The organism is Hymenobacter cellulosilyticus, assembly GCF_022919215.1.
GTDB classification, from domain to species: domain Bacteria; phylum Bacteroidota; class Bacteroidia; order Cytophagales; family Hymenobacteraceae; genus Hymenobacter; species Hymenobacter cellulosilyticus.
On sequence record NZ_CP095046.1, the window covers coordinates 2174847 to 2194293 of the forward strand.

Annotated in this window: 19 protein-coding genes; 5 read left to right on the forward strand and 14 right to left on the reverse strand. The window is 60.5% G+C overall.

The genetic code is table 11. The features are described from left to right. The first annotated feature begins 10 nt into the window (after nucleotides 1-10). A complete protein-coding gene (locus MUN79_RS10585) occupies nucleotides 11-1516 on the forward strand; it encodes a RagB/SusD family nutrient uptake outer membrane protein (RefSeq protein ID WP_244677621.1) in 1506 nt (501 codons plus the stop codon). 628 nt (nucleotides 1517-2144) lie between these two features. On the opposite strand, the gene MUN79_RS10590 is transcribed toward MUN79_RS10585, so the two are convergent. From MUN79_RS10590 to MUN79_RS30880, 3 genes are all read right to left on the reverse strand, one after another. After that, the gene (locus MUN79_RS10590) at nucleotides 2145-3185 is read right to left on the reverse strand and encodes a hypothetical protein (RefSeq protein ID WP_244677622.1); all 1041 of its coding nucleotides are present in this window, start codon (nucleotides 3183-3185) and stop codon (nucleotides 2145-2147) included. Nucleotides 3186-3485: 300 nt separating this feature from the next. After that, a complete protein-coding gene (locus MUN79_RS10595) occupies nucleotides 3486-4508 on the reverse strand; it encodes an Atg14 domain-containing protein (protein ID WP_244677623.1) in 1023 nt (340 codons plus the stop codon). Between the two features lie 257 nt (nucleotides 4509-4765). Beyond that, nucleotides 4766-5137 carry a hypothetical protein gene (locus tag MUN79_RS30880; protein ID WP_311136709.1) on the reverse strand — a complete coding sequence of 124 codons (372 nt, stop codon included), beginning with the start codon at nucleotides 5135-5137 and terminating at the stop codon, nucleotides 4766-4768. A 620-nt stretch (nucleotides 5138-5757) separates the two neighbouring features. On the opposite strand from MUN79_RS30880, the gene MUN79_RS10605 reads away from it, so the two are divergent. Beyond that, on the forward strand, nucleotides 5758-6171 hold the full coding sequence (locus MUN79_RS10605) for a helix-turn-helix transcriptional regulator (protein ID WP_244677624.1): 414 nt from the start codon (nucleotides 5758-5760) through the stop codon (nucleotides 6169-6171). Nucleotides 6172-6440: 269 nt separating this feature from the next. Here the strand turns inward: MUN79_RS10605 and MUN79_RS10610 are convergent, their stop codons facing one another. Further along, on the reverse strand, nucleotides 6441-6851 hold the full coding sequence (locus MUN79_RS10610) for a polysaccharide deacetylase family protein (RefSeq protein ID WP_244677625.1): 411 nt from the start codon (nucleotides 6849-6851) through the stop codon (nucleotides 6441-6443). Between the two features lie 240 nt (nucleotides 6852-7091). Here MUN79_RS10610 and MUN79_RS10615 point away from each other — a divergent pair, with 240 nt between their 5' ends. Beyond that, nucleotides 7092-7508, forward strand: coding sequence for a hypothetical protein (locus MUN79_RS10615; RefSeq protein WP_244677626.1), 417 nt, complete (start codon nucleotides 7092-7094; stop codon nucleotides 7506-7508). A gap of 295 nt (nucleotides 7509-7803) precedes the next feature. Here MUN79_RS10615 and MUN79_RS10620 read toward each other — a convergent pair whose 3' ends face one another. Next, entirely contained in the window at nucleotides 7804-8178 is a 375-nt protein-coding gene (locus MUN79_RS10620; protein WP_244677627.1) for a peptidase associated/transthyretin-like domain-containing protein, read from the reverse strand. A gap of 350 nt (nucleotides 8179-8528) precedes the next feature. On the opposite strand from MUN79_RS10620, the gene MUN79_RS10625 reads away from it, so the two are divergent. Beyond that, complete coding sequence (locus tag MUN79_RS10625; protein WP_244677628.1) at nucleotides 8529-9344, forward strand: energy transducer TonB; 816 nt, start codon at nucleotides 8529-8531, stop codon at nucleotides 9342-9344. A gap of 115 nt (nucleotides 9345-9459) precedes the next feature. Here MUN79_RS10625 and MUN79_RS10630 read toward each other — a convergent pair whose 3' ends face one another. From MUN79_RS10630 to MUN79_RS10650, 5 genes are all read right to left on the reverse strand, one after another. Further along, a complete protein-coding gene (locus tag MUN79_RS10630) occupies nucleotides 9460-9849 on the reverse strand; it encodes a RidA family protein (RefSeq protein WP_244677629.1) in 390 nt (129 codons plus the stop codon). Between the two features lie 104 nt (nucleotides 9850-9953). Then, nucleotides 9954-10517 (reverse strand): Crp/Fnr family transcriptional regulator, encoded by a 564-nt coding sequence (locus tag MUN79_RS10635; RefSeq protein WP_244677630.1) that lies wholly within the window; start codon nucleotides 10515-10517, stop codon nucleotides 9954-9956. A gap of 261 nt (nucleotides 10518-10778) precedes the next feature. Further along, nucleotides 10779-11243, reverse strand: a complete 465-nt coding sequence (locus MUN79_RS10640; protein ID WP_244677631.1) for a T9SS type A sorting domain-containing protein — start codon at nucleotides 11241-11243, stop codon at nucleotides 10779-10781. A 324-nt stretch (nucleotides 11244-11567) separates the two neighbouring features. Further along, on the reverse strand, nucleotides 11568-12821 hold the full coding sequence (locus MUN79_RS10645) for a hypothetical protein (protein ID WP_244677632.1): 1254 nt from the start codon (nucleotides 12819-12821) through the stop codon (nucleotides 11568-11570). A 258-nt stretch (nucleotides 12822-13079) separates the two neighbouring features. Beyond that, nucleotides 13080-14411: a Gfo/Idh/MocA family protein gene (locus MUN79_RS10650; protein WP_244677633.1), complete on the reverse strand. Its 1332-nt coding sequence runs from the start codon at nucleotides 14409-14411 to the stop codon at nucleotides 13080-13082. A 253-nt stretch (nucleotides 14412-14664) separates the two neighbouring features. Here MUN79_RS10650 and MUN79_RS10655 point away from each other — a divergent pair, with 253 nt between their 5' ends. Further along, on the forward strand, nucleotides 14665-14928 hold the full coding sequence (locus tag MUN79_RS10655; protein WP_244677634.1) for a hypothetical protein: 264 nt from the start codon (nucleotides 14665-14667) through the stop codon (nucleotides 14926-14928). Between the two features lie 74 nt (nucleotides 14929-15002). On the opposite strand, the gene MUN79_RS10660 is transcribed toward MUN79_RS10655, so the two are convergent. The 4 genes from MUN79_RS10660 to MUN79_RS10675 form a co-directional block, all read right to left on the reverse strand. Beyond that, complete coding sequence (locus MUN79_RS10660) at nucleotides 15003-15359, reverse strand: hypothetical protein (RefSeq protein WP_244677635.1); 357 nt, start codon at nucleotides 15357-15359, stop codon at nucleotides 15003-15005. A 53-nt stretch (nucleotides 15360-15412) separates the two neighbouring features. After that, on the reverse strand, nucleotides 15413-15787 hold the full coding sequence (locus MUN79_RS10665; protein WP_244677636.1) for a hypothetical protein: 375 nt from the start codon (nucleotides 15785-15787) through the stop codon (nucleotides 15413-15415). Between the two features lie 33 nt (nucleotides 15788-15820). Next, nucleotides 15821-16264 carry a hypothetical protein gene (locus MUN79_RS10670; RefSeq protein WP_244677637.1) on the reverse strand — a complete coding sequence of 148 codons (444 nt, stop codon included), beginning with the start codon at nucleotides 16262-16264 and terminating at the stop codon, nucleotides 15821-15823. Between the two features lie 116 nt (nucleotides 16265-16380). Then, on the reverse strand, nucleotides 16381-18948 hold the full coding sequence (locus MUN79_RS10675; protein WP_244677638.1) for a S8/S53 family peptidase: 2568 nt from the start codon (nucleotides 18946-18948) through the stop codon (nucleotides 16381-16383). Between the last annotated feature and the right edge of the window lie 499 nt (nucleotides 18949-19447).

Below are 19447 nucleotides of genomic sequence, written 5' to 3' on the forward strand. Positions count from 1 at the left end.
GCAGCGTTTTATGAATACCCTAGTAAAGAAGAAACTTACCATTGCAGTGTGCTCCACCTTTCTGGCGTTGGGCACATTCTCCTGCCAGGAAGAGCTGCTGGACCCGATTCCGAGAACTCAGTTTTCCGATGCCGTTGTGTTTGACACGCCGACCCGCGTCGACCTGCAAGCCAATGCCATGTATTCCTTTGTGAAAGCCGGCACCTTTCTGGGCGGCCGCTACCAGGTGTACGGCGACATTCGGGCCGACGACTTCATCAACCGCAATACGAACGGGGTAACCGGCCTGAGCGTGTGGAACCACACGCTGACCCCCACCTCGGCCAACGACGTGGTGACCCTCTGGAACGCCGGCTACGCGGCCATCAACCAGATCAACGTGTTTCTGGCGGGCCTCGAAGCCAACAAAGCCAAGTTTGTGGCGCCCGTGTTCAAAGCCGATTACGCCACCACCACGGCCGTGTACTACCAGGGCGAAGCCAAGCTGCTGCGCGCCCTGAGCTACTACTCGCTGCTGCAGCTCTACGCCCGGCCCTACGCCGATGGCAAAGGCAGCAAGCCTGGCCTGCCCCTACGCCTGCGGGCAGAGAAAGACGACACCGGCAATGATTTGGCCCGCAGCAGCGTAGCCGATGTATACAAGCAGATTCTGCTCGACCTAGACGACGCTGAGAAGCTGCTGCCCCTGACGCAGACGCCGGCTGGCCTGAACAACTCCCGGGCCCACCGCAACACGGCTATTGCCCTCAAAACCCGCGTGTACCTGTCGATGGGCGATTACGCTAACGTCGTAAAGGAGGCCGATAAGATTGTGTCGGCTACGGCCCCGTTCAAATCGACTACCGGGGTGGCCCACGCCCTGCTGCCAAACGTTGCTTCTGTGTTTACGCCTGGTACCACCGAGTCGGGGGAAAGCATTCTGGCGTTTCCCTTCACGGCCCAGAACGCGCCCGGCACCCAGAATCAGTTGGGCTACTACTTCTCGCCCGGCACCCTGGGGGGCAACGGTGAGTTTAGCCTGAACACGGCCCCCGGCAGCATCTATGCTAATACCACTGCCTGGGCTGCCAACGATGCGCGCCGCACGAGCCTCGTCACGAAAGCCGGCAACGACTTCTACGTGACCAAGTACCCCACGCCCACGCCCTTCACCGACCGCGCCCCGGTAATCCGCTACGCGGAGGTGCTGCTGAGCCTGGCTGAAGCGCGCGTGCGCACTGCTGGTCCCGGCGATGCCCAGGCCCTGGCCCTGCTCAACGCCGTGCGGGGTCGTTCCAACCCGGCGGGCGTGTACACGGGCTTTAGCTCTGCCGATGAGTTTGTCAACGCCATTCTGCTGGAGCGCCGCATCGAGTTTCTGGCCGAGGGCCTGCGCAACATTGATATCATGCGCTTCAATGCTACGATTCCGGGCAAAGGCACCATCAGTGAGGTGCCCAACACCAGTCCGCTCTACATCTGGCCTATTCCGCAGAGTGAGCTGCTGGGCAATAAGCTGATGACGGAAAACAACTAACGCGGTTCGTACCGACACTCACAAAAAGGCTTCCCACAGTTTGTGGGAAGCCTTTTTTGTTGTTCTGAATGTAAGGCAGAGAGAAAAGTTGCTTTCTGACACAATAGAGGCAGCCGTTACGGCCCCGCAAGCGGATAGCCTGTTTGCGCTGACTAAAGCAGCAATTGAGTCGGTACAGCTATCCAATATTGACACAGTGTATGCTGAACCAAAAATCATACACTTCGAACCGACGATGTAAGCGCCTGGGTCCGGTTCCGGCGAGACCAAGATGTGCAGGTAGGGCTTGGGCCATTACATTACTCGGGCAATAGACGGCAAGCAGCGCGGTTCAATGCCTTGTACCAGTACTTTGCTAGCCTCTTTCCCAAGCAGGAGTAGAGTCAGATTGAACCGTCGGGTGGACGACCAGCCAAACAGACTTTAAAGGCGGTCATGCTGAGCTTGTCGAAGCATCTCTACCGCAGTGGTATTGATTACTCTGGCAACGAAGCGGTAGAGATGCTTCGACAAGCTCAGCATGACGTTCTGATTAACAATCAACACATCCTGGCAACTGAATAGCGTCAGCGCACAAAAAAAGGCGGAGCCTGCGCCCCGCCTTTTTCATTAAACCAATTACCCGCGTTTACTGCGGCAAGGTCAGCAAATAGCCGATGGTGAAGTTGGCATCCCAGTCGAAGACGAACTGCTTGCAGCCGGTAGCTTCGGCAATGGACTTGTAGATGTTCAGGCCGGCTTTCGACTTGGCGTTGTCGAGCTGGTAGGCGTCGGCGGCTTGCAGCACGGTGTAGCGCTCCTTGCCGTTGCGCACCTTTTTAGCCATTTCAAACGGCACGCCGCCGATGATAAAGCAGGTCTGGCGCAGGTTCTGGGGCACCTGCTCGGCTTTGGCTTTCACGTCGGTGGCTACGGTAGCGTCGGCTACATTGTCCTGGAAGTATTTGGCCCCGTAGGTTTCCACCGACTTAGGCGCGCCGCCGCTCATCCACGTAATCTTGGTGTTGCCCGAGCCGATGTCCGTCACGAACGACTTGTCGGCAAACGAAGCCGGCAGCACCGAGCGTAAGCCCAGCACGCCTTCTTTCTCCGGCGTTACGGTGTTGACCACGTAGTTCAAATCCTTCAGGGCCTTGATAATCTTGGCCGTGCCCGAGGCCTTAATAGCGCCGGAGCTGACCACGAAGTGAATGTCGCGGCCGCTCACGCCGTAGTCCAGCATCTGGCCAATGTAGGACTTGAGGCCCTTGCGCACGTCGTCGTCCGACGACATGTTTTCCATCACCAGGCTGTTGCCGAACTCGGCTTTTTCCAGCTTCCAGTTCCGGTCTTTGTCGATGCGCACGATAAAGGAGTTGAAGCCGCTGGCCCCCAGCTCTACCACGCCCTTGAGCTTGCCGTTAACCGGAGCCGGAGCCTCGTAGGTAAACGCCGGCGCCGCTGCCGTAGCCGACGAGGAAGTCTGAGTAGAAGCCGAACTGCCGGACTCAGTGGTGGAGTAGTCGCCGCTGGCTTCGGTGCCCGGGGCCGCACCCGGCGAAACCGGCGCGGTAGTCGCGGTGGCGGGAGCGGCGGCCTTGTTGCCCACGAAGTAGCGGAAGCCAAAGTAGACGGCGGCCACGACCACGAGGGTGATGATAAGCCGGCCGGCAAGAGTAATACGCTGCATGAAGAAAGGAATTTAAGGAGTTGGGGTGTAGAAGTATTCAAGACGACACTTTTTGCTGTCTGTCATCCTGAGCAAAACGAAGTGGAGCGAAGGACCTTCCTCCCCTCAGTGAAAAGCTTTCTTCAGCGTGAGAAGCTGTTTGGCAACTGCGTGGTCAAGGGCGTTGTCACGTTGGTAAAAGCTACAGTGGGGTAGGTGAGGAAGGTCCTTCACTGCGTTCAGGATGACAGATAAAACAACGTCAGCACGCGAGATGCTTCGGCTATGCCTCTGCATGACGTTCAGGGGTGCTGACCGCGCTTAGTTCAGTAGGTCGCGGTAGCCGGCGTCTTTGGCGGGGTAAGGCTCCGAGCTGCTGGGGGCCGGTATTTCGGGCTTGGTGTCGAGGGTCACGAGCTTGAACTCGCCCTGGTTGTAGGCCTGCAGCATGGCCTCGCCCTTATCGGAGAGGATGCCGTTCTGCACGTCCACGGAGTTGATAAAGTCCATCGACATATCCATGGCCCGCTTCATTTCGCCCAGCTTCTGGCTCATGTCGTCCTGGATGTATTCCATCGACTCGTCGAAGTAAAACTTCTTATCCGGGTCGCCCTTGAAGATGCTCACGGCCGTGCGCAGCGCGTTCGAGCTTTCCTTTACAATCTTGTACTCGACTTCCTTCAGGCGCACCTTGATTTCGGTTTCCTTGATGATGTAGTCGGCGCTCTGGTTTACCTTTTCCATGAAGGCCAGCACCATCTTGATGTTGCGCTGCAACGGCAGCAGCTTCTCGTTCATCTGCTGCAGACCCGCGCCCTCGATGGTGGCCAGCTGGGCGGCTTCCTTCATGCCGGGCTTGGCGGCCATGCTGGTGGCCTTGTTAGCCTCGGCGAATTTCTGCTTGATTTCCTCGTTGTTCTCGTTGATCTTCTTATTGAGCTTCACCAGCTGCCCGGCCAGGGTATCAATCTGGGCCTGCATCTTCTGGCGCTTCTGCTTGAGATCCTCGATGTAGATTTTGAGAATGGCAATGGGGTCGAGCTGAATGATGAGCCCGGTAATCTTGCGCATCAGGGTCTTGAAGAGAAAGAACAGCCCGGTGCGGATGTCGCGGCTGGTCACCAGAAAGATGAGCACGCCGAGCGCGCCCAGCAAAAAAGCCAGGTGCAACGTATTCTGCGCTACCTCAATGAGAAACTTGACCACCTCATTAAAGTAAAACAGGCCCGTGCCGACCAGCCCGGCCAGTACCACCAGGCCCAGCACGCCCTCGGGGCGCGACCAGAAGGAGCGTCGCTCGGCCTCCGTGGAGCCGCCAAGCTGCGTAAAGTCAGGATTTGCCATGTTGTGAAGTTGTGAAATGGTGAAGTTGTAAGTTCTGAGGTTGTAAGTTCTGAAATGGCGAAATGGTGGGTTGTCGTCCTGCTGGCGCAGCACTGCGCGGTGCGAATATCAAATTCACAACTTCACCATTTCACAACTTCACCTCTACCGCAAGTACTGCGCGATTTTGGTCAGGTCGTTTTGGATCTGCTGAGTGAAGTGGGCGTAGGTCACCTCGTAGTTCTGCCGGTTCTGGTTGAGGCGGCCGCTCTGCTCAGTTATTTCCCGCCGATGGCGGTCAGGCGGGCGTTGTTATCGGCCTGCTTCTGCTGAATCTCGGCCAGCTGCCGGGCCAGGGCTTCGTTGTCGGCCTGCAGCTGCTGCTGTTCCTTTTGCAGTCCGCCCACCCGCTCGTTGATGGCATCCTCGACGCTCTTGGCAAAGGCGTCGCGGTCGGCGCTCAGGGCCGTGAGGTAGTGCTGCCCGGTGGACGTCAGCGCCGTCACGTTGGCCGACCCGCCCATGGCCTTGAAGCTGGCCCAAGCAGCTTGAAACTGCTTTTCCTCGCTCAACCCCAGGCTAGTGAGGCTGCGCAGCGTCTCGCGAAACTCAAAGTAGTCGGGCCCGGCCGGGTTGTTCTTGGCCAACACGCCGGCCAGGTGCTCGGCAAACTTGCTGTCGTGCTGCCCGGTCGGCTGGGGTGGGGCGGCGGAGCGCCTGCGCCGGCAGGCATCGCGGAGCCCGGAGCCGCCCCGGGGTGGGCCGGCTCGGCATCCGTGATAAAGAAGCTCAGAATCTTACGGCCGAGGTTGTCCGGTTCAGGCATGGCATTATTAGAAGGTAGCACTTGCAATGTTACGAGGTTGGCGCAAATATTCTGCGTCAGCTATGCTGGAACTGCGGTCTGAAGCTAGCAATGCTAGGAGGAGAGGACAAAATGAGGAAACAGAGCGCCAAAGTAGAAAGGCAGTGCGCCAAAAGAACATCATGCAGAGCGTGCGCGAAGCATCTCGCGTGCTGATGTTGGGTTGCCACTAGTTACCATTGCACGCAAGATGCTTCGCGCACGCTCTGCATGATGGGCTCGGGTTAATCGACTCTGCTACAATCCTCGTGCAGTGATGACAGTAGCTCCCTAAAAAGGCCGAAACGTGCCGTATGATGCCTTGTTTATAATCTTTGTCTCCTAATTCCCGTAAAGAGCAAATAAGGAGACAAGCTAATTGTCTCCTTATTTTGAAAAACGAACTATAAGGAGACAAGCAGTTTTATGGCCCGTCCGATGCGCGTAGCCACCACCCCGCACTACCTGGCTCTTATCCGCGCCGGTCTGGGCCTTACCCAGGAACAACTGGCCGGGGCCCTGGGCGTGTCGCGCCACCTGGTCACGAAGATAGAAGCCGGGCAACGGGTATTGCCGCCTGCGGCCGGAATAATTTTAGCCTGGCTAACCCAGGCCCTGCCGCTGCCCGGTCCGCCCGCACCGCCTGCGCCACTGGCGGCAACTGAACTGCTCCCGCTGCAGGCCCGGGCCGCGGCCGTGCAGTATGAAATCCAGCAGCTCACCCGGCGGCTGGAGAGGGGGCAGGCCCGGGCCCAGCGCGCCCTCAACTGGCTACGGGCTGCTCCGAAGCTGCTGGCTACGCTGCCCCGGATGATGCCGAGCGCCACCGTCTGTGGGTAGCAGCCACGACGGCCGAGGCCGAAGGCGCTTTGGAAGGCGAGGGCAGTCCCGTGCAGCACCGGCTGCTGGAGGCGCGGCTAGCCGGGCTGCGGACCGAGGCGGCGGTGCTGGCCGGGTATCTGAAGGAGTGGGGCCCTAGGGTGTAGAGGCACGGATTCGCACTGTGTCGTTGAACCACAGGTTATTGTATAGAGCGTGTGATCAAGCAACAGAGAAGCCGTACTGGTCATGCTGAGCCCCGCGAAGCATCTCTACCGCTTCCGTTGCACTTACACTACCTCAATCGACTCGGAATACTTCTGCCATACTTCAGTACAGATATGAGTCTTGCCGTGGATGTCTACCAGTTCTGGTCGACAACGCAAGTCTACAACATCGGCCCTTTCGCCCAGGCGTTCCACAACAAGCTTATATGACGTAACAGCTTCAGCAGGAATATTCTCCTGTCGAAGAAGGCCAAAGAATTGCTGCCGAAAATCCAAAAGCGAAACCTCTACATCCTCATTTCGGAGCGGGAGCATCTCTACGTTTAACACGTCGAGTTCCAACTGCAACAAGCCATTACGCAGCGCCAACTGATGCAACACAGTACACGTGTATTGTGGGCCTATGTGGCTTAACGTGCTGAAATACGAGTGCGCAGCGTTGTGACCAATTGATTTGAGCTTCTTGAGTTTCATGGTAGCCCAATTTAGGAAAACATTAGCCTGCAACGAAGCGGTAGAGATGCTTCGCAGGGCTCAGCATGACTGTTCTATTGACTACCTGAACAGCTTCGCGAATGGACATCTCCACCCGCAATGGTAGGTAAAAATAAATAAGCTGACAGGTATATATTCGCGTTGATATGCAGCGTTTTATCCTCGCTGGCGGAGCCCCACGCCGCAGCATCTTATCCACCTTATCTACTTACTACTATAATGGCTTACCCCACTGAATTATTGACCACCGTGGCCGACTGCGACCTGGTGCTGGCTGAGGCCGCCGAAGAGCGCGCCGAGCTGCAATTCCGCCAGACACAGCTGCAGCATTTGCAGCTGGTCGGCAACGGCCGGGCGACGGAGAAGAGTGCCGAACTCACCGGAGCCACCGCCGAGTACAATGCCCTGACTACCCTGCTGGCGGGCATGGCCGACGGGCCCACGAAAAAGAAGAACCAGCGGGAACACAAGCGCCTAGAGTACCGCATCTACGTGCTCAGCCAGCAGCAGGCCACCGGCAACAGCGGCGTGCTGGCCCAGTTCAAGCGCCGCTACGAGCTGAACTGCCTGACCCAGCAACTGACCGAAAACGTGACGCTCACAACCGAGGTGGAGGCTCGCCGGGCCCAGCTATAACCATAAATAGAGATAAGCTATAAACGCAAAGCCCTTCGGGAGCTCGTCGTGGGGACGAGGCCCGAGGGCTTTGTTGTGACTAAGTGCTGCGTTGACCTTACGCAACCTTAACTGCTAGAGCGCGCTGCCCAAGCGTGCTTACTGCTCTGACTTGGGCTTACGGCGCAGCCATTGAAAGAGCCGCTTCGGGGCATTGGTTGCCCGTTGTAGCGGAGTGGCTTGCACGACCGTATAGGAACTGATGCCCCCGACTATTAGGGTACGGTGCTCTACGGGGCTTCCATTGCTTTGGTAACTACGGGCAATTCGATGGGCCGGGCCGCAGGGGAATAGCCAAGGTGCCGGCAGCAGTTCCGGGACGAATAAGTTCTTCGGCATTATGGTAACCGGGCACCTGCACGAGCAGGCGTAGCGTGTCGGCGGCCGGCAGGGGCAGCTGCAAGGTACCGTCGGCTTCGGCTTGGGCGGCGTGCAGCAAGGTGCCTGCCGACGACCAGAGCTGTATGGCCGCAAAGCCCAGACCTTGGCCCGTGCCCGGGTCGTAGATGCGGAGACGCAGGATGGTAGGGTTAGGGTCGGGCCAGGGGCCACGACGGCCGGCCGCGCTGTTACGGGTCGGGCGGGCAGGGGCGAGGACGCCAGCAGCGGCAGGCTTATTGCGGCCAGCCACTGCCGGACCCCGCTCAGCTCCGGCCAGTGAAAGCGGCGGGCGGCGGCCTCGGCTTGCTGCCGACTGTGCGCTAGTACTTGGGCCGGCAGCCGGCCGCACACGCTGCCGTCGGGCGCATGGCGCAGGATGCTCAGAATCGTGGCCGGGTCGGTGGCGCTTAAGTCCAGCACTTCCTTGCGGCAAGCCTGGCAGAACCGGCCCCGCTCGGTGGGCATCATCTGGGCCCAGTCTTGGTGGCAGGGCTCGGCAATAGCGAAATAAGTGCTAGAATCAGACATAGAACGCAGTGTGGAATCGGGGAGGAAGTGGCATCAACTGCTTGTTTGATGTCACTTCCTTCCCGATTCCACATGCGCCATCTTCTTTTTTGCAGCACGCTGCTCCTGGGTACTCTGTTGGCTCCCACCCGGGCCGCCGGGCAGTCGTCGGCCCGCACGTACTATACCAGTGCGAGCCGCCCCACTACCGCCCCCGACTCGGCCGCCTACTACACCGTCGTGCGTAAACAGGGCGTTGGGGGCAGCATTACCACCTACCGGCCCGATGGGCGGCGCCTGCACCAGCAGCGCTATAGTCAGCTCCAGGTTGGCCGGCGCCAGGGTCTCAGCACCGAGTGGGATGCCGGCACCGGGCGGCGCGTGGCCAGCTACCCCTACAGCCAGGGCCACCTACACGGCGTGGCGCAAGCCTGGTACCCGAGTGGGCGGTTGCGGTGGCAGCTCTCGTACCAGCGGGGGCAGCGGCACGGTACTCTTCGGGCCTGGCATCCATCGGGCCGACTGCTGCGCGCGGACACCTACCGGGCCGGGCAGCGCATCGGTGGCCACTGCTACACCCGCGCTGGCCGCGACACGACGTGGTTTGCCTTCGAGCGGCCCGCCCAGTTTCCCGGCGGCCCCGTTGCGCTGCAGCAATGGCTGAGTACGCATATCCGGTATCCGGCCCTAGCCCTGCGCAATCAGGTAGAAGGCAATGTCTGGGCCCGATTCGTAGTCGATGCGCACGGGCAGCTAGTCGATGGTGCTATTGTCAAGGGTATCGGCGCCGGTACGGATGAGGAAGTGCTGCGGCTGCTGCGGAGTATGCCGGCCTGGAAGCCGGCCGTAGTGGCCGGGCAACCCGTGGCCGTGACCTACACGTTGCCCATCGAGTTCCGCCTCCTGTGACGCCCGCGGACCACACCCTTCGTCTGCAGCCATACTTGCCGGCCGACTGGGGCCTGAAGCAGGCCGCCAGGTAACCGCGGAAGTCAATGGAGTGCTGCGCGAAAGAGAGTAGTAGCTACCGGACGACCGTAGCCTCCAGCTCTACTTTCAGGGTTTCAAACAGGCTCGGGACTTCAAACAGTGTGCTGGCTTGCTGAATGCCGTGCTTGTTTATCCAGGCCTGAAAAACGTCGAAGCAAGCGAAAAGCTCGGCCGAGGAAGTGGTGTAGACATTCAGCCGCACGATGCCCTGGCAGTCGTAGCCGGCCTGGCTGATTACCTGCTCCAGGTTCTCGATGGCCAGCAGTAGTTGGCTTCTCATGTCGTCGGTGCTGGAGCTGCCATCGGGATGCACCGCGGCCTGGCCGGCGCAATAGAGCGTGCCAGCTACCTGGGTTACTTCCACGGCCTGCGCGTAGCCGCGCGCGTTCTGCCACTGCCAGGGGTTGATGATGCGTTTTTCCATGTTTCGTTGCTTGGTGAGAGGTTGAAATGCGTGGTGCAAAGCTCTCGGACAGGCCAGGAAATACGCGTGACGTATGGCACAATTTCCGTGTGAGGTAGGTCACACTAAGAAGAGAGCCGGCTCAGGGTTTCGCGCGACACGCCCAGGTAGGCTGCCAGTAGAGTTTTCGGTACCCGTTGCAGGAGGGATGGGAATTGCTGCACTACCTGCTCGTACCGCTCCCTGGCATTGGTGGTAAGCAAGGACAGGATGCGCCGCTGGGCAGCAATATGGCCACCGTTTGATTTCTCCAGAAAGAAGTGCTCCATCTTGTGCAGGTCGGTGCGCAGTTTTTGGTAGTTCGCGAAGGACAGGCACAGCACCTCCGTGTCTTCCAGACAATCCAGCGTCAGCGTAGCCCGGGTTTGGGTGTAGAAGGCCTGAAAGTCGCTTTCCCACCAGTCTTCCATGGCGAAGGAAATGATATGCTGCTTGCCCGCCGCGTCGGTATACCCCAGCTTCACCAGCCCCGAAACGATGAAGTAGGCGTAGGGTACCAACTCGCCTTCCTGAACCAGGAACTGGTGCTTCTTATACCGGCGGCGAGTAAAGTGTGAATGGACAAACTCAAATTCAGCATCGGTAAACGCTACTACTTTTTCGAGGTGAGTTCTTAGCGGATTGGCCATATACAATAAAGGATACGAAGGCGGCAGACTGTCTCAGCGGCGCTGCTCAAAAAACAAATACCCCGGACGCAGGAGGCTGGCCGCCCTGCATTGGCTGGCGTCTTGCCCAAAGGTAGAGCTCCGGCCTGCTTCGTTCAGTTAGGTAGCACATACTCTGGCGCTTCCTCTGGCCGCCGCGTGCCATTGAATGAAAAAGCCCTCGGGTAGCGCAGCTGTGTTGCGTTGCTACCCGAGGGCTTTTCGGAAGGGTTGCCCAGGCTCTTACTCCTGCACCACCAGGCGCTGGGCCGGGCCGCCTGGCACGGCCAGCAGGTATACCCCGGCTGATAAGCTGTGCGTATCCACATCCAGGGTGCCATTGGCAGCGGGTACTGTCGAAACGGGCACACTACGGCCCAGCAGGTCGTGAATCTGCAAGGCCGTGCCGGCCGGCAGCGCCGTGTGTAGGCGCTGGCCCCGCAGCACGGGCGTGGGGTAAGCGCCCACGGGCAGGGTCAGGGTACTGGGAGGCTGAGTTTGCACCAGTAGGATGGGGGTAAAGCTCGTTGCTCCATCGGTATCCACCTGGCGGATGCGGTAGTACACCTGCCGGGCGGGTGGAGCGGGGTCGAAGGCAGTGTAGCGCCGCTCGGTCTGGCTGGAGCCGGCCGCGGCAATTAGCTGGCCGAAAGCGGTAAACGTGCGGCCATCGGTGCTGCGCTCGGTGATGAAGTGCTGGGTACGCACCTCGGAAGCTGTGGCCCAGGCTAGGCGGGCACGGGTCCCATCCCAGGAGGCCGTGAAGCTTTTCCAGGTAACGGGCAGGGGAGTAGCTGTAAGCGGGCGGAAGGCAAAGCTGGCATTGCCCCTCTGGTAGCGCCATTAGGCGGAAACTCGGTAAGGCCTGGCGAAGTAGAAATTCCGTTAGCCCCGCCAAGCAGAGCAATGGATAAGCCACTGAACGTGACGGTTGGGAAGCCAACATATCCGGCTCCGCCTCCGCCCCCGGGCCCGTAGCCCTTATCGACCGTATTCTCCGTGTTGCCGCCCGCCCCGCCGTTGGCCTGCGTGCTAAGGGCCCGAGGGAGGTGCTGGCATTGAGGATGATTGTACCCCGGCGCCTCCACCGCCCGCGCCATCGGCGAAGGGGTTGTTGGCCTGGGAGGTTCCCCCGGCCGTCCCGTTCGATACGACGCTGCCGCCCCCGTTGAAGCTGGGCCCAATCAGGTAGATAAGTCCGCCGCCGCGGCCCCCCACGCCGGCCACGCTGGTGTTGCCGTCGCCGGTGCCACCTCCGCCACCTAGGTACAGACGGTCGGTGCCGTAGTCGAGGGGGCGGCCGCCTAAGCCGCCGGTGTTTGGCCGGCTATACTGGCCCCAGCTGGCTTGGTCGGGTCCTACCGTGAGGGCGTCCAGGTTGAAGTCAGATACGCCGTAGCCGCCGCGCCCACCCCCGGAGGAGGAGGTCCCGGCCATGCTGGGACTTTCCAGAGCCCAGGCCGAGCTCCACGCGCTGGTGGACGTGCTCGGGTTGCCTCGGCCGGTCCAGGCAGTGCCCGAATTGGCATTGGCCCCGCCACCGCCGCCGGCATTCACGGAGTTGCCGCCCCCGCCGCCATTGGCCGGGGCTCCCCGGCCCCGGCTGCCGCCGGGGTAAGACGCGCCGTAGCCGGCAATGCTTTCCCCTTTCTCACCCCCGGTGTTGCCGGTGCCTACGTAGTTGGTGTTGTTGCTGGCGCTGGTATTGGTCGAGGCTCCGCCGCGGAAGCCCAGGCCCGTAGCCACAATGCTACCGCTGATGGTCGTGTTTTCCGTGGCTTCCAGGGCTACAACCCCGCCGGTGCTGCCATTCCAGGCCGCGCCCGTGATGGAGGCCCCGCTGTTGATGGTGACCGAGGTATGGCGCGGCAGGCGCACAATCTGGGCTTTGCCGGCGGCGGTATAGCTGCGGCTCAGGGCCTTGCTCAGGCCAAAGGTGCTGCTGCTGCTAACGCCCTGCACCACGACCAGCTCGTAGTTGCCGGCGTTGTTGTAGGCCGTAATAGCGCCGTAGCTGCTGGTATTGGTCGTGTTGATGGTCGCGCCCTGCATCTGGATAACCAGCACCAGGTCGCCATTGCTCAGGCCGGCCGTGCTGGCCACGGTCAGGGTAGTAGATCCGGCGGGAGCGTCAGCCGTCAGGGCCGAATAGGTGTTGACCACCACGCCGGCGCTGCTGACGGTTAACGGTCCGTTTTTGCCCGCTTGGGCCTGGGCTTGTTGGGTAAAGGCCAGCGTGAGGGCACTGGCTACAGCAAGGGAATAGATGTGTCGTTGTCTGAGCATAGCAGCTTGATAGAGCGAAGAATGCGGCCGGGCCCACCCCGCGCATTCGCTACAAAGGTAAAAGCTTGCTATATATGATATGTCTAATTTTTACCTCTTTTATTTAAAAAGTTGATACCTGATGTCAAGAATAGGAGCTAGTACTACGTAGCCCGGCAATTGGCCTGCCTGGGCAGTCGGTCCCGTCAGAAATAGCGCCACCAAAAAGCCCCGGTCATTGCTGACCGGGGCTTTTTTTATTGGAAGTCTGCTGCGGGCTTAGCTCTGTCCTTCGGTGGGCGGGGTGCCGCGGAAGGCGTCGAGCTTGGCGGTTTCATTCTTCAGCTTTACCGGCTTGCCGCCGTTGCGGGCCGACTGGTACAGGGCCTCCATGATGCGCTGGTCCTGCAGGCCTTCTTCGCCGGGCGTGTAGGGCGTCTTGTTGTTCTTGACGCAGTCGGAGAAGTGGTCCATTTCCAGGGCAAACTGGTTTTTCTCACCCAGGTTGATCTGGGCCTTCTGCTCGTTGCCGTCGGGGGCGTGGGCCTGCTCCAGCTTCAAACCGTGGTAGCTGAAGGCCGGGTCCATCTGAATCCAGCCGGTTTCGGCCTGCACCCGGTAGCGCTTGGAGGTGTAGCTGCCGTAGCCCGTGACGCAGTTGGCCAGCACCCCGCTGGGAAAGCGCAGGGTAAAGAGCATGTTCTCTTCGATTTCCTTGAAGCGCGGGTCATTGGGAGTACTGTACATATGGGCTGCTACCTCAGCAGGCTCCTCGCCGAGCAGGAAGCGCACCGTGTTGAGGCAGTACAGGCCAATATCGGGCAGGGCGCCGCCACCGGCCAGAGCTTTCTTGTGCCGCCACTGGTCCGGAGGGCCCTGGTTCTGGGTGTTGGTGGCCTCAATGATCTTGGTTTTGCCGAAGGCGTTGCTGCGCACCATCTCCTGCACCTTGCGGTTCATGGGCTCGTACTGAATGCGGTAGGCAATCATGAGCTTTTTGCCGGCTTTCTGGCAGGCCTCAATCATCTGCTCGCACTCCTTGGCGGTGTTGGCCATGGGCTTTTCGCAGAGAATGTGCTTGCCGGCCCTGGCCCCACGAATGGTGTACTCGGCGTGCATGGAGTTGGGCAGCACGATGTAAATCACGTCGACGGCAGGGTTGTCCTTGAGGTTGTCGTAGGTCTGGTAGCTGTAGCAGTTCTGGGGCGAAATGCCGTACTGCCGGGCCACCTTGCTCATCTTGTCGGCGTCGCCGCTGACCAGGGCTACCAGCTTCGACTTCTTACACTGCGACAGGGCCGGCAGCAGCTCTTCCAGAGTAAGGTGGCCCAGGCCCACCACGGCGTAGCCCACCCGCTGATCTACGGGCTGGGGGTTGGGAATGCTGGTACCCTTGGGCTCGGTTTTAGCATTGATTTCGGGCAGCTTCACGTCGGTCGGGCCCGACTGCAGCACTAGGTCGGCGGCCTGGTCAGTAATTGGGGCAGCCGCGGCAGGCAGGTTTCCGAGTGTGCCGGCCACGCCCACAGCCAGCAGCCCGCGCCCGGTTTGGGCAATGAATTGGCGGCGCGACGGGTCGCAGGCCGGCGCCGGGTTGGGTAAGTTGCTCATAAAGAATAGTGGGGAAGTATGGTTGGTCGGAATGGAGGTTGTCTTGTAGCCTACGACCTGAGAAATAACAGGTTGTTGGCAGTTCTACCTCGGCGCCCCGCGGCCGGCTAAGCAGCCGTGGCGGAGCGGTGTTGGGTGGCGGCCCAAAAACCGTTGGTATTTCCCCGCGTATAGCAGAGGGACTGGCGCGGCCTGCCCCGCCTGTCATTCCCGGTTCCCCACCGCTGCTTTCGGCAGCTTACTCCTAGAAATCATGGCTGATACCTCCAAGAAAACCGATAAAAAACAGGACGACACCACCGGCGCTATCGGCGCTACGGCGGCCAACCCGATTGACCCCGCCACCACCTCGCCCACCATTGACACCGAAGCCGGCGTAACCATGGGCGACGGAATCCGCCACCTGCACAGCCTGGCCAAAGGCGACGAGGACTTCATCAACGGCACCGACGACCACGCCGACCGCCGCAACCAGCCCGATACCGAACAGGAGCACCGCGACCAGCTGAAGAAGTAGTCAGCTCCTGATGGACACTAAAAAGGCCCGAACCAGCGCTGGTTCGGGCCTTTTTGTATGCTAGTAGGCCAAGGTTACTTCACCATCAGCGTCTTTACCGCGCCGGTCGACTTGTTGACCTCAAAGGCGGCTTTGTTGGGCATGCGCTTGGCCCAGTCGGTGCGGGGCACCATCACCTGCCAATGGTCGTCGACCTCCACGGCCGTCGCCGAGTCGACTACGAAGAGCTTGGCGTTGGGCAGGCTTTGCACGTGGCGGCCAATGGCGGCGCGGGCTTCAGCCTCGGTCGATACGGCCGTGCCGGTGGCCGGAGCCGGCGGGGCAATGGCTTCGGAAGCGGGCGGCGTGGCCGAGTCGGCGGCGGGCTTTTGCTGGCAGCTGCCGAGCAGGCCGGCCGCCCCGAGCAGCAGGAAAGGAAGGGCTTTTTTCATGGCGCAAAGTAAGAACACAAATTGCGGTCTGCCCTTGCGAAGGCGCTTGGCAGCTAGCGGACAAACCGGACGCGCACGTCGCCGGAGGCCTTACTGACCTGAAACACCGCCTGGTTCTTTACGCGCCCCTCCCCGGGAATACTGGGCAGCGCCACCTGCCAGTGCGCGTCGGCTTCCTCGACCTTGGCCGAATCAAACTCGTATTCTCCGCCCTCCGGCATTTCCATCTGGTAGTTGCTTACCGCAGTGAGGGCCTCGGCAGCGGACGTAACCGGGTGGGGCGGTGGGGAAGCCAGAGCTACGTTTTCTACAGAATCCGGCATTGCGGGTGGGGCCAGCAGCGTGCCGCCGGGCGTGTCCGTATCCGCTTGTTGGCAGCTGCCCAGGCACAAAGCACTTAACAGCAGCAGGGAAGAAGCTTTTATCATGGGGCAAAGTAACGCAGCGGGCGGGCGTCCTGCTCAGGGACGTTGCAGGTCGCGGGCCTGAAACTGGAAGAGGCGGAAGGAGCGAGGCTGGTAAAACGCGGGAAAGGTGATTTCGCCCTCGGCTCCGTCGGCAAAATACGTTTTCTGGGAGCGGGGTGCCAGCGAGTCGAAGCGGAAGGTGAGGCCCAGCACGTTGGTTTCGGCCGTGGAAATAAGCGTGTCGAGGCGGGTGCGCTGCCCGCGGGCCTGGGCCACGATGCGGTGCGGCCCGGGGCGCAGGCGCAGTTCACGGCGGAGCTGGTCGGCGCTACTGCGGTACTTGCTCACCAGCGTATCCAGCACCAGCTGCCCGTCGCACTCCACCCGGATGCCGACCTGCCGGAGCTGACTGTCGTTGGTAACCCGCAGCTGCACCGGAGTGGTAGAGTCGCATCTGGTAGTGAAAAGAAGCAACAGGAGAAAAAGCCGGGTGGGCATGCGGTAAAACTGTTGGTAAAAACTGAGCTGCTCTACGGCCGATAACACAAAACAGCCCGCCTCCAAGGGAAGCGGGCTGTTTAGCTACTGAAAATTTACGACTATGGGTTTGGGTTTTACTGCACTACCAAGCGCTGGGAAGACGTTTGGCCGCCAGCTTTCACCGTGAACAGGTAGGTGCCGCGCGACAAGCTGCTGCCGTCCACTTTCACCTCGTGGTAGCCGGCGTTCATCTGCTCGGCCACTACCGACTTCACTTTCTTGCCCATCAGGTTGTAGATTTCAACTGACACAAAGCCAGCCTGGGGCAGGGTGTAGCTCAGCGTGGTGCTGCCCGAGAAGGGGTTGGGGTAAGCACTCAAAGCCTCCTGCGTGGCCAGGGTAGCTACCGTGCCGCTGGTCGAGGTGGTTTGCGCAGCGCCGGCCACGGGCTGGGTGAGAGCCTCCCACTGCGGGAAGGTGCGGGTCACAATCACGGCGAAATCGGCGCGGGTCACGTTCTGGGTGGGCTTGAAGGTAGCGTGCAGCTTGGGCTGCAGGTCAAACGGGCCCTGGCTCAGGGAGTAGTAGGCGTTAATCAGGTTCAGCTCCAGGGCCACGCTCACGTAGCCTTCCATTCCGGCCGGAATCTTGGCCGCGTCATCCACGGCAATGTCCTTGCCGTCGGCTTTCACTGTCACGGGCTTGCCGGTGCGGGCCAGCGCCACTTCTTGCAGGCCCAAAGCCTGCACCAGAGCGTAGGCCAGCGTGGTGCGGTCCACGGTACCATTGGCCGAGAACTGGCCCGGCGCGGTGGGGCGCATCATGCCGTTATATTGCTGGAACCGGTCGCGCAGGGCAGCGCCCTTGGCCGTTACGGCCTCGGCCAACAGCACCTGGCTGCCGGTCACGTCGGTAAACGTGGCAGCGCCAGTGGTGGGCAGATACTGGCGGCCGGCCTGGCCCATCATCAAGTAATCGGCCAGCTGAATGCGGCGCAGCAAGTCGTTGGGGCGGAAACCGCCGCTTACACCGTCGATGAGGCGGGCGGCCACGGCCATCTTAATAGCCGCTTCGGCCGGATGGCCCACGATGTCGCCCAGGCCGCTTGTGCCATTGGCCACCACCTGGGAAATCTTACCGGTCAGGGTTTCGGGCAGGGCCAGGCCCTGCAGGCCTTCGGCTTTCAGCGTCCAGGTGCCGGGCGCGGGCGCAGCCACGGCTACGCTGCGGTCATAGGTCTGAGCAAAAAGCACCGGAACACCCGAGCGGTACTCTACGCCATTGGGGTCGAGCAGAATCAGATTGACGGGGTTACCGGTCTGACCCAGCAGGCCCGCGGCGCTTACCTTGGCTTCCAGGCTGTTGGTGCCCGGCGCCACCGAGAAAGTAAGCTCGTTGGCAGAGGTTGGCAGCGGGCTGTAGTCGAGGCTGAAGTCCTGGGTGTTGGTCAGGAAGTTGACGCTGCTGTTAAAGGTGCGTGTCGCGTTGACGGTAGCGCCGAAGTTGGTGTCGCGGAAGGCTTTATCCACGGCAGCGTAGGCATTCACGTAGCCGGCTCCTACTTCCCAGGTTTCGCGGCCGGGCATGTTGGTGGCGGTTTTCTCCAGCAACTCCCGCACCTGGGCCGGCGACAACGAAGGCTTGGCTTCCAGAATCAGGGCTACTACGCCAGCCACGTGAGGCGTGGCCATGGAAGTGCCGCTCATGTGGGTATAGAACGGCACGTGGGCCGGGGCTAGCAGCTCGGCGTCCATCTGGGCACCCAGGGTCGAAACCGGAGCCACCGCCCGGGTCGAAACCACGTCGACGCCGGGAGCCACAACGACGGGCTGGTTGGCGTATTTCCAGGTTTCCCCGTCGGCCACAAACGTACCGCCTTCGCCTTTTACGCCGCGCGAGGAAAAGTCGGCCAGGCGGCCAAACCGGTCCCCGGCGCCCACCGAAATAGTCCAGGGCGCAATGGCGTAGGGGTTATGGGTATCCGCGCCGGGGCCGTCGTTGCCGGCAGCAAATACCACTACCATGCCCCGGTCGTAGCACTTTTTGGTTACCAGGTTGATGGGCGCCGCCGGGTCGAAGTCGCCGCTGGTGCCGAATGAGTTGCTGATAACCCGGATGTTGTACTGGTACTGGTGGGTCAGGGCGTAATCGAAGCCGCCGATGGCGTCGAGCACGAGCAGGGCTCCGCCCGAGCCGTAGCCCAGCAGCGAAGCGCCCGGCGCCACGCCTTCGTACTTACCGCCCGAACGGGTGCCGTTGCCGCCCACGGTGCCGGCGCAGTGGGTGCCGTGGCCCGAGTTGGTATCGGTGTTGGGCACGCCTTCCAGGTAGGTTACCGGTAGCATGGCGTCGTAGGCGTTCAGGTTGGTGCTGCCCAGCGTGTTCTGCACCAGGTGGGTGCCCAGCTTGATGTCGTCGTGGGTGCCATCTACGCCGCTGTCGTTGATGAGAACACCAATGCCCTTGCCCGACACCGGCAGGCCGTTATTGCGGGCGGTCAGGTCCTTATCGGCGCGCAGGCGCTTCACCCCGGTCAGGTTGGTGTCGTCGAAGTTGTAGTAAGTCAGGCGCTTGTTGTAGTAAATGGATTTAACCTGGGGGTTCTGGGCCAAAGCCTCTACCTGAGCTGCCGTAGCCAACACGCCGGCAATGGGCAGGGCCTGAAAGGTGAGGCCCTTGCTAATACCCAGCTCCCGCAGCAAATTAAGCTGCAGGGGCTTGGGGCACCGTCGCCCTGAAAGGTCACGACCACCTGGGCCAGGGGCGTGGTGCGCAATACGTTCCTGAGCTCGGGGTCGACGACGGCCTGGGCAAACAGGGCTCGGCTTGCCAGGCAGGCAAAGGCGAGGGTGAATAACTGTTTTCTCATAAACGGAAGATGGTGGAAGGAAAAGAGTGGAAAAGAAAGAATGGCACTGTACCAGTAATCCTACTCCTGCGCTCAACCTGGAAAGGGACGAGAATCAGAATTTTCATGAATAGGACTATGGTAACAAAGTAGCCATACGGTTACGGTTTTCGATCGGTTTTACCTAAGTAAATTAAATTTTTCGCAAAAAAATGGCCATAATCTTGCTGACTCTGGCTCTTGGCTACTTTAGAAATGCTAAAGATTTATTTATCAGTATTTATACAATAATTGCAATATAAATGTGAAGTGAAGATTTGATGATTTATGTAGCTACACACTAAAAGTACAAC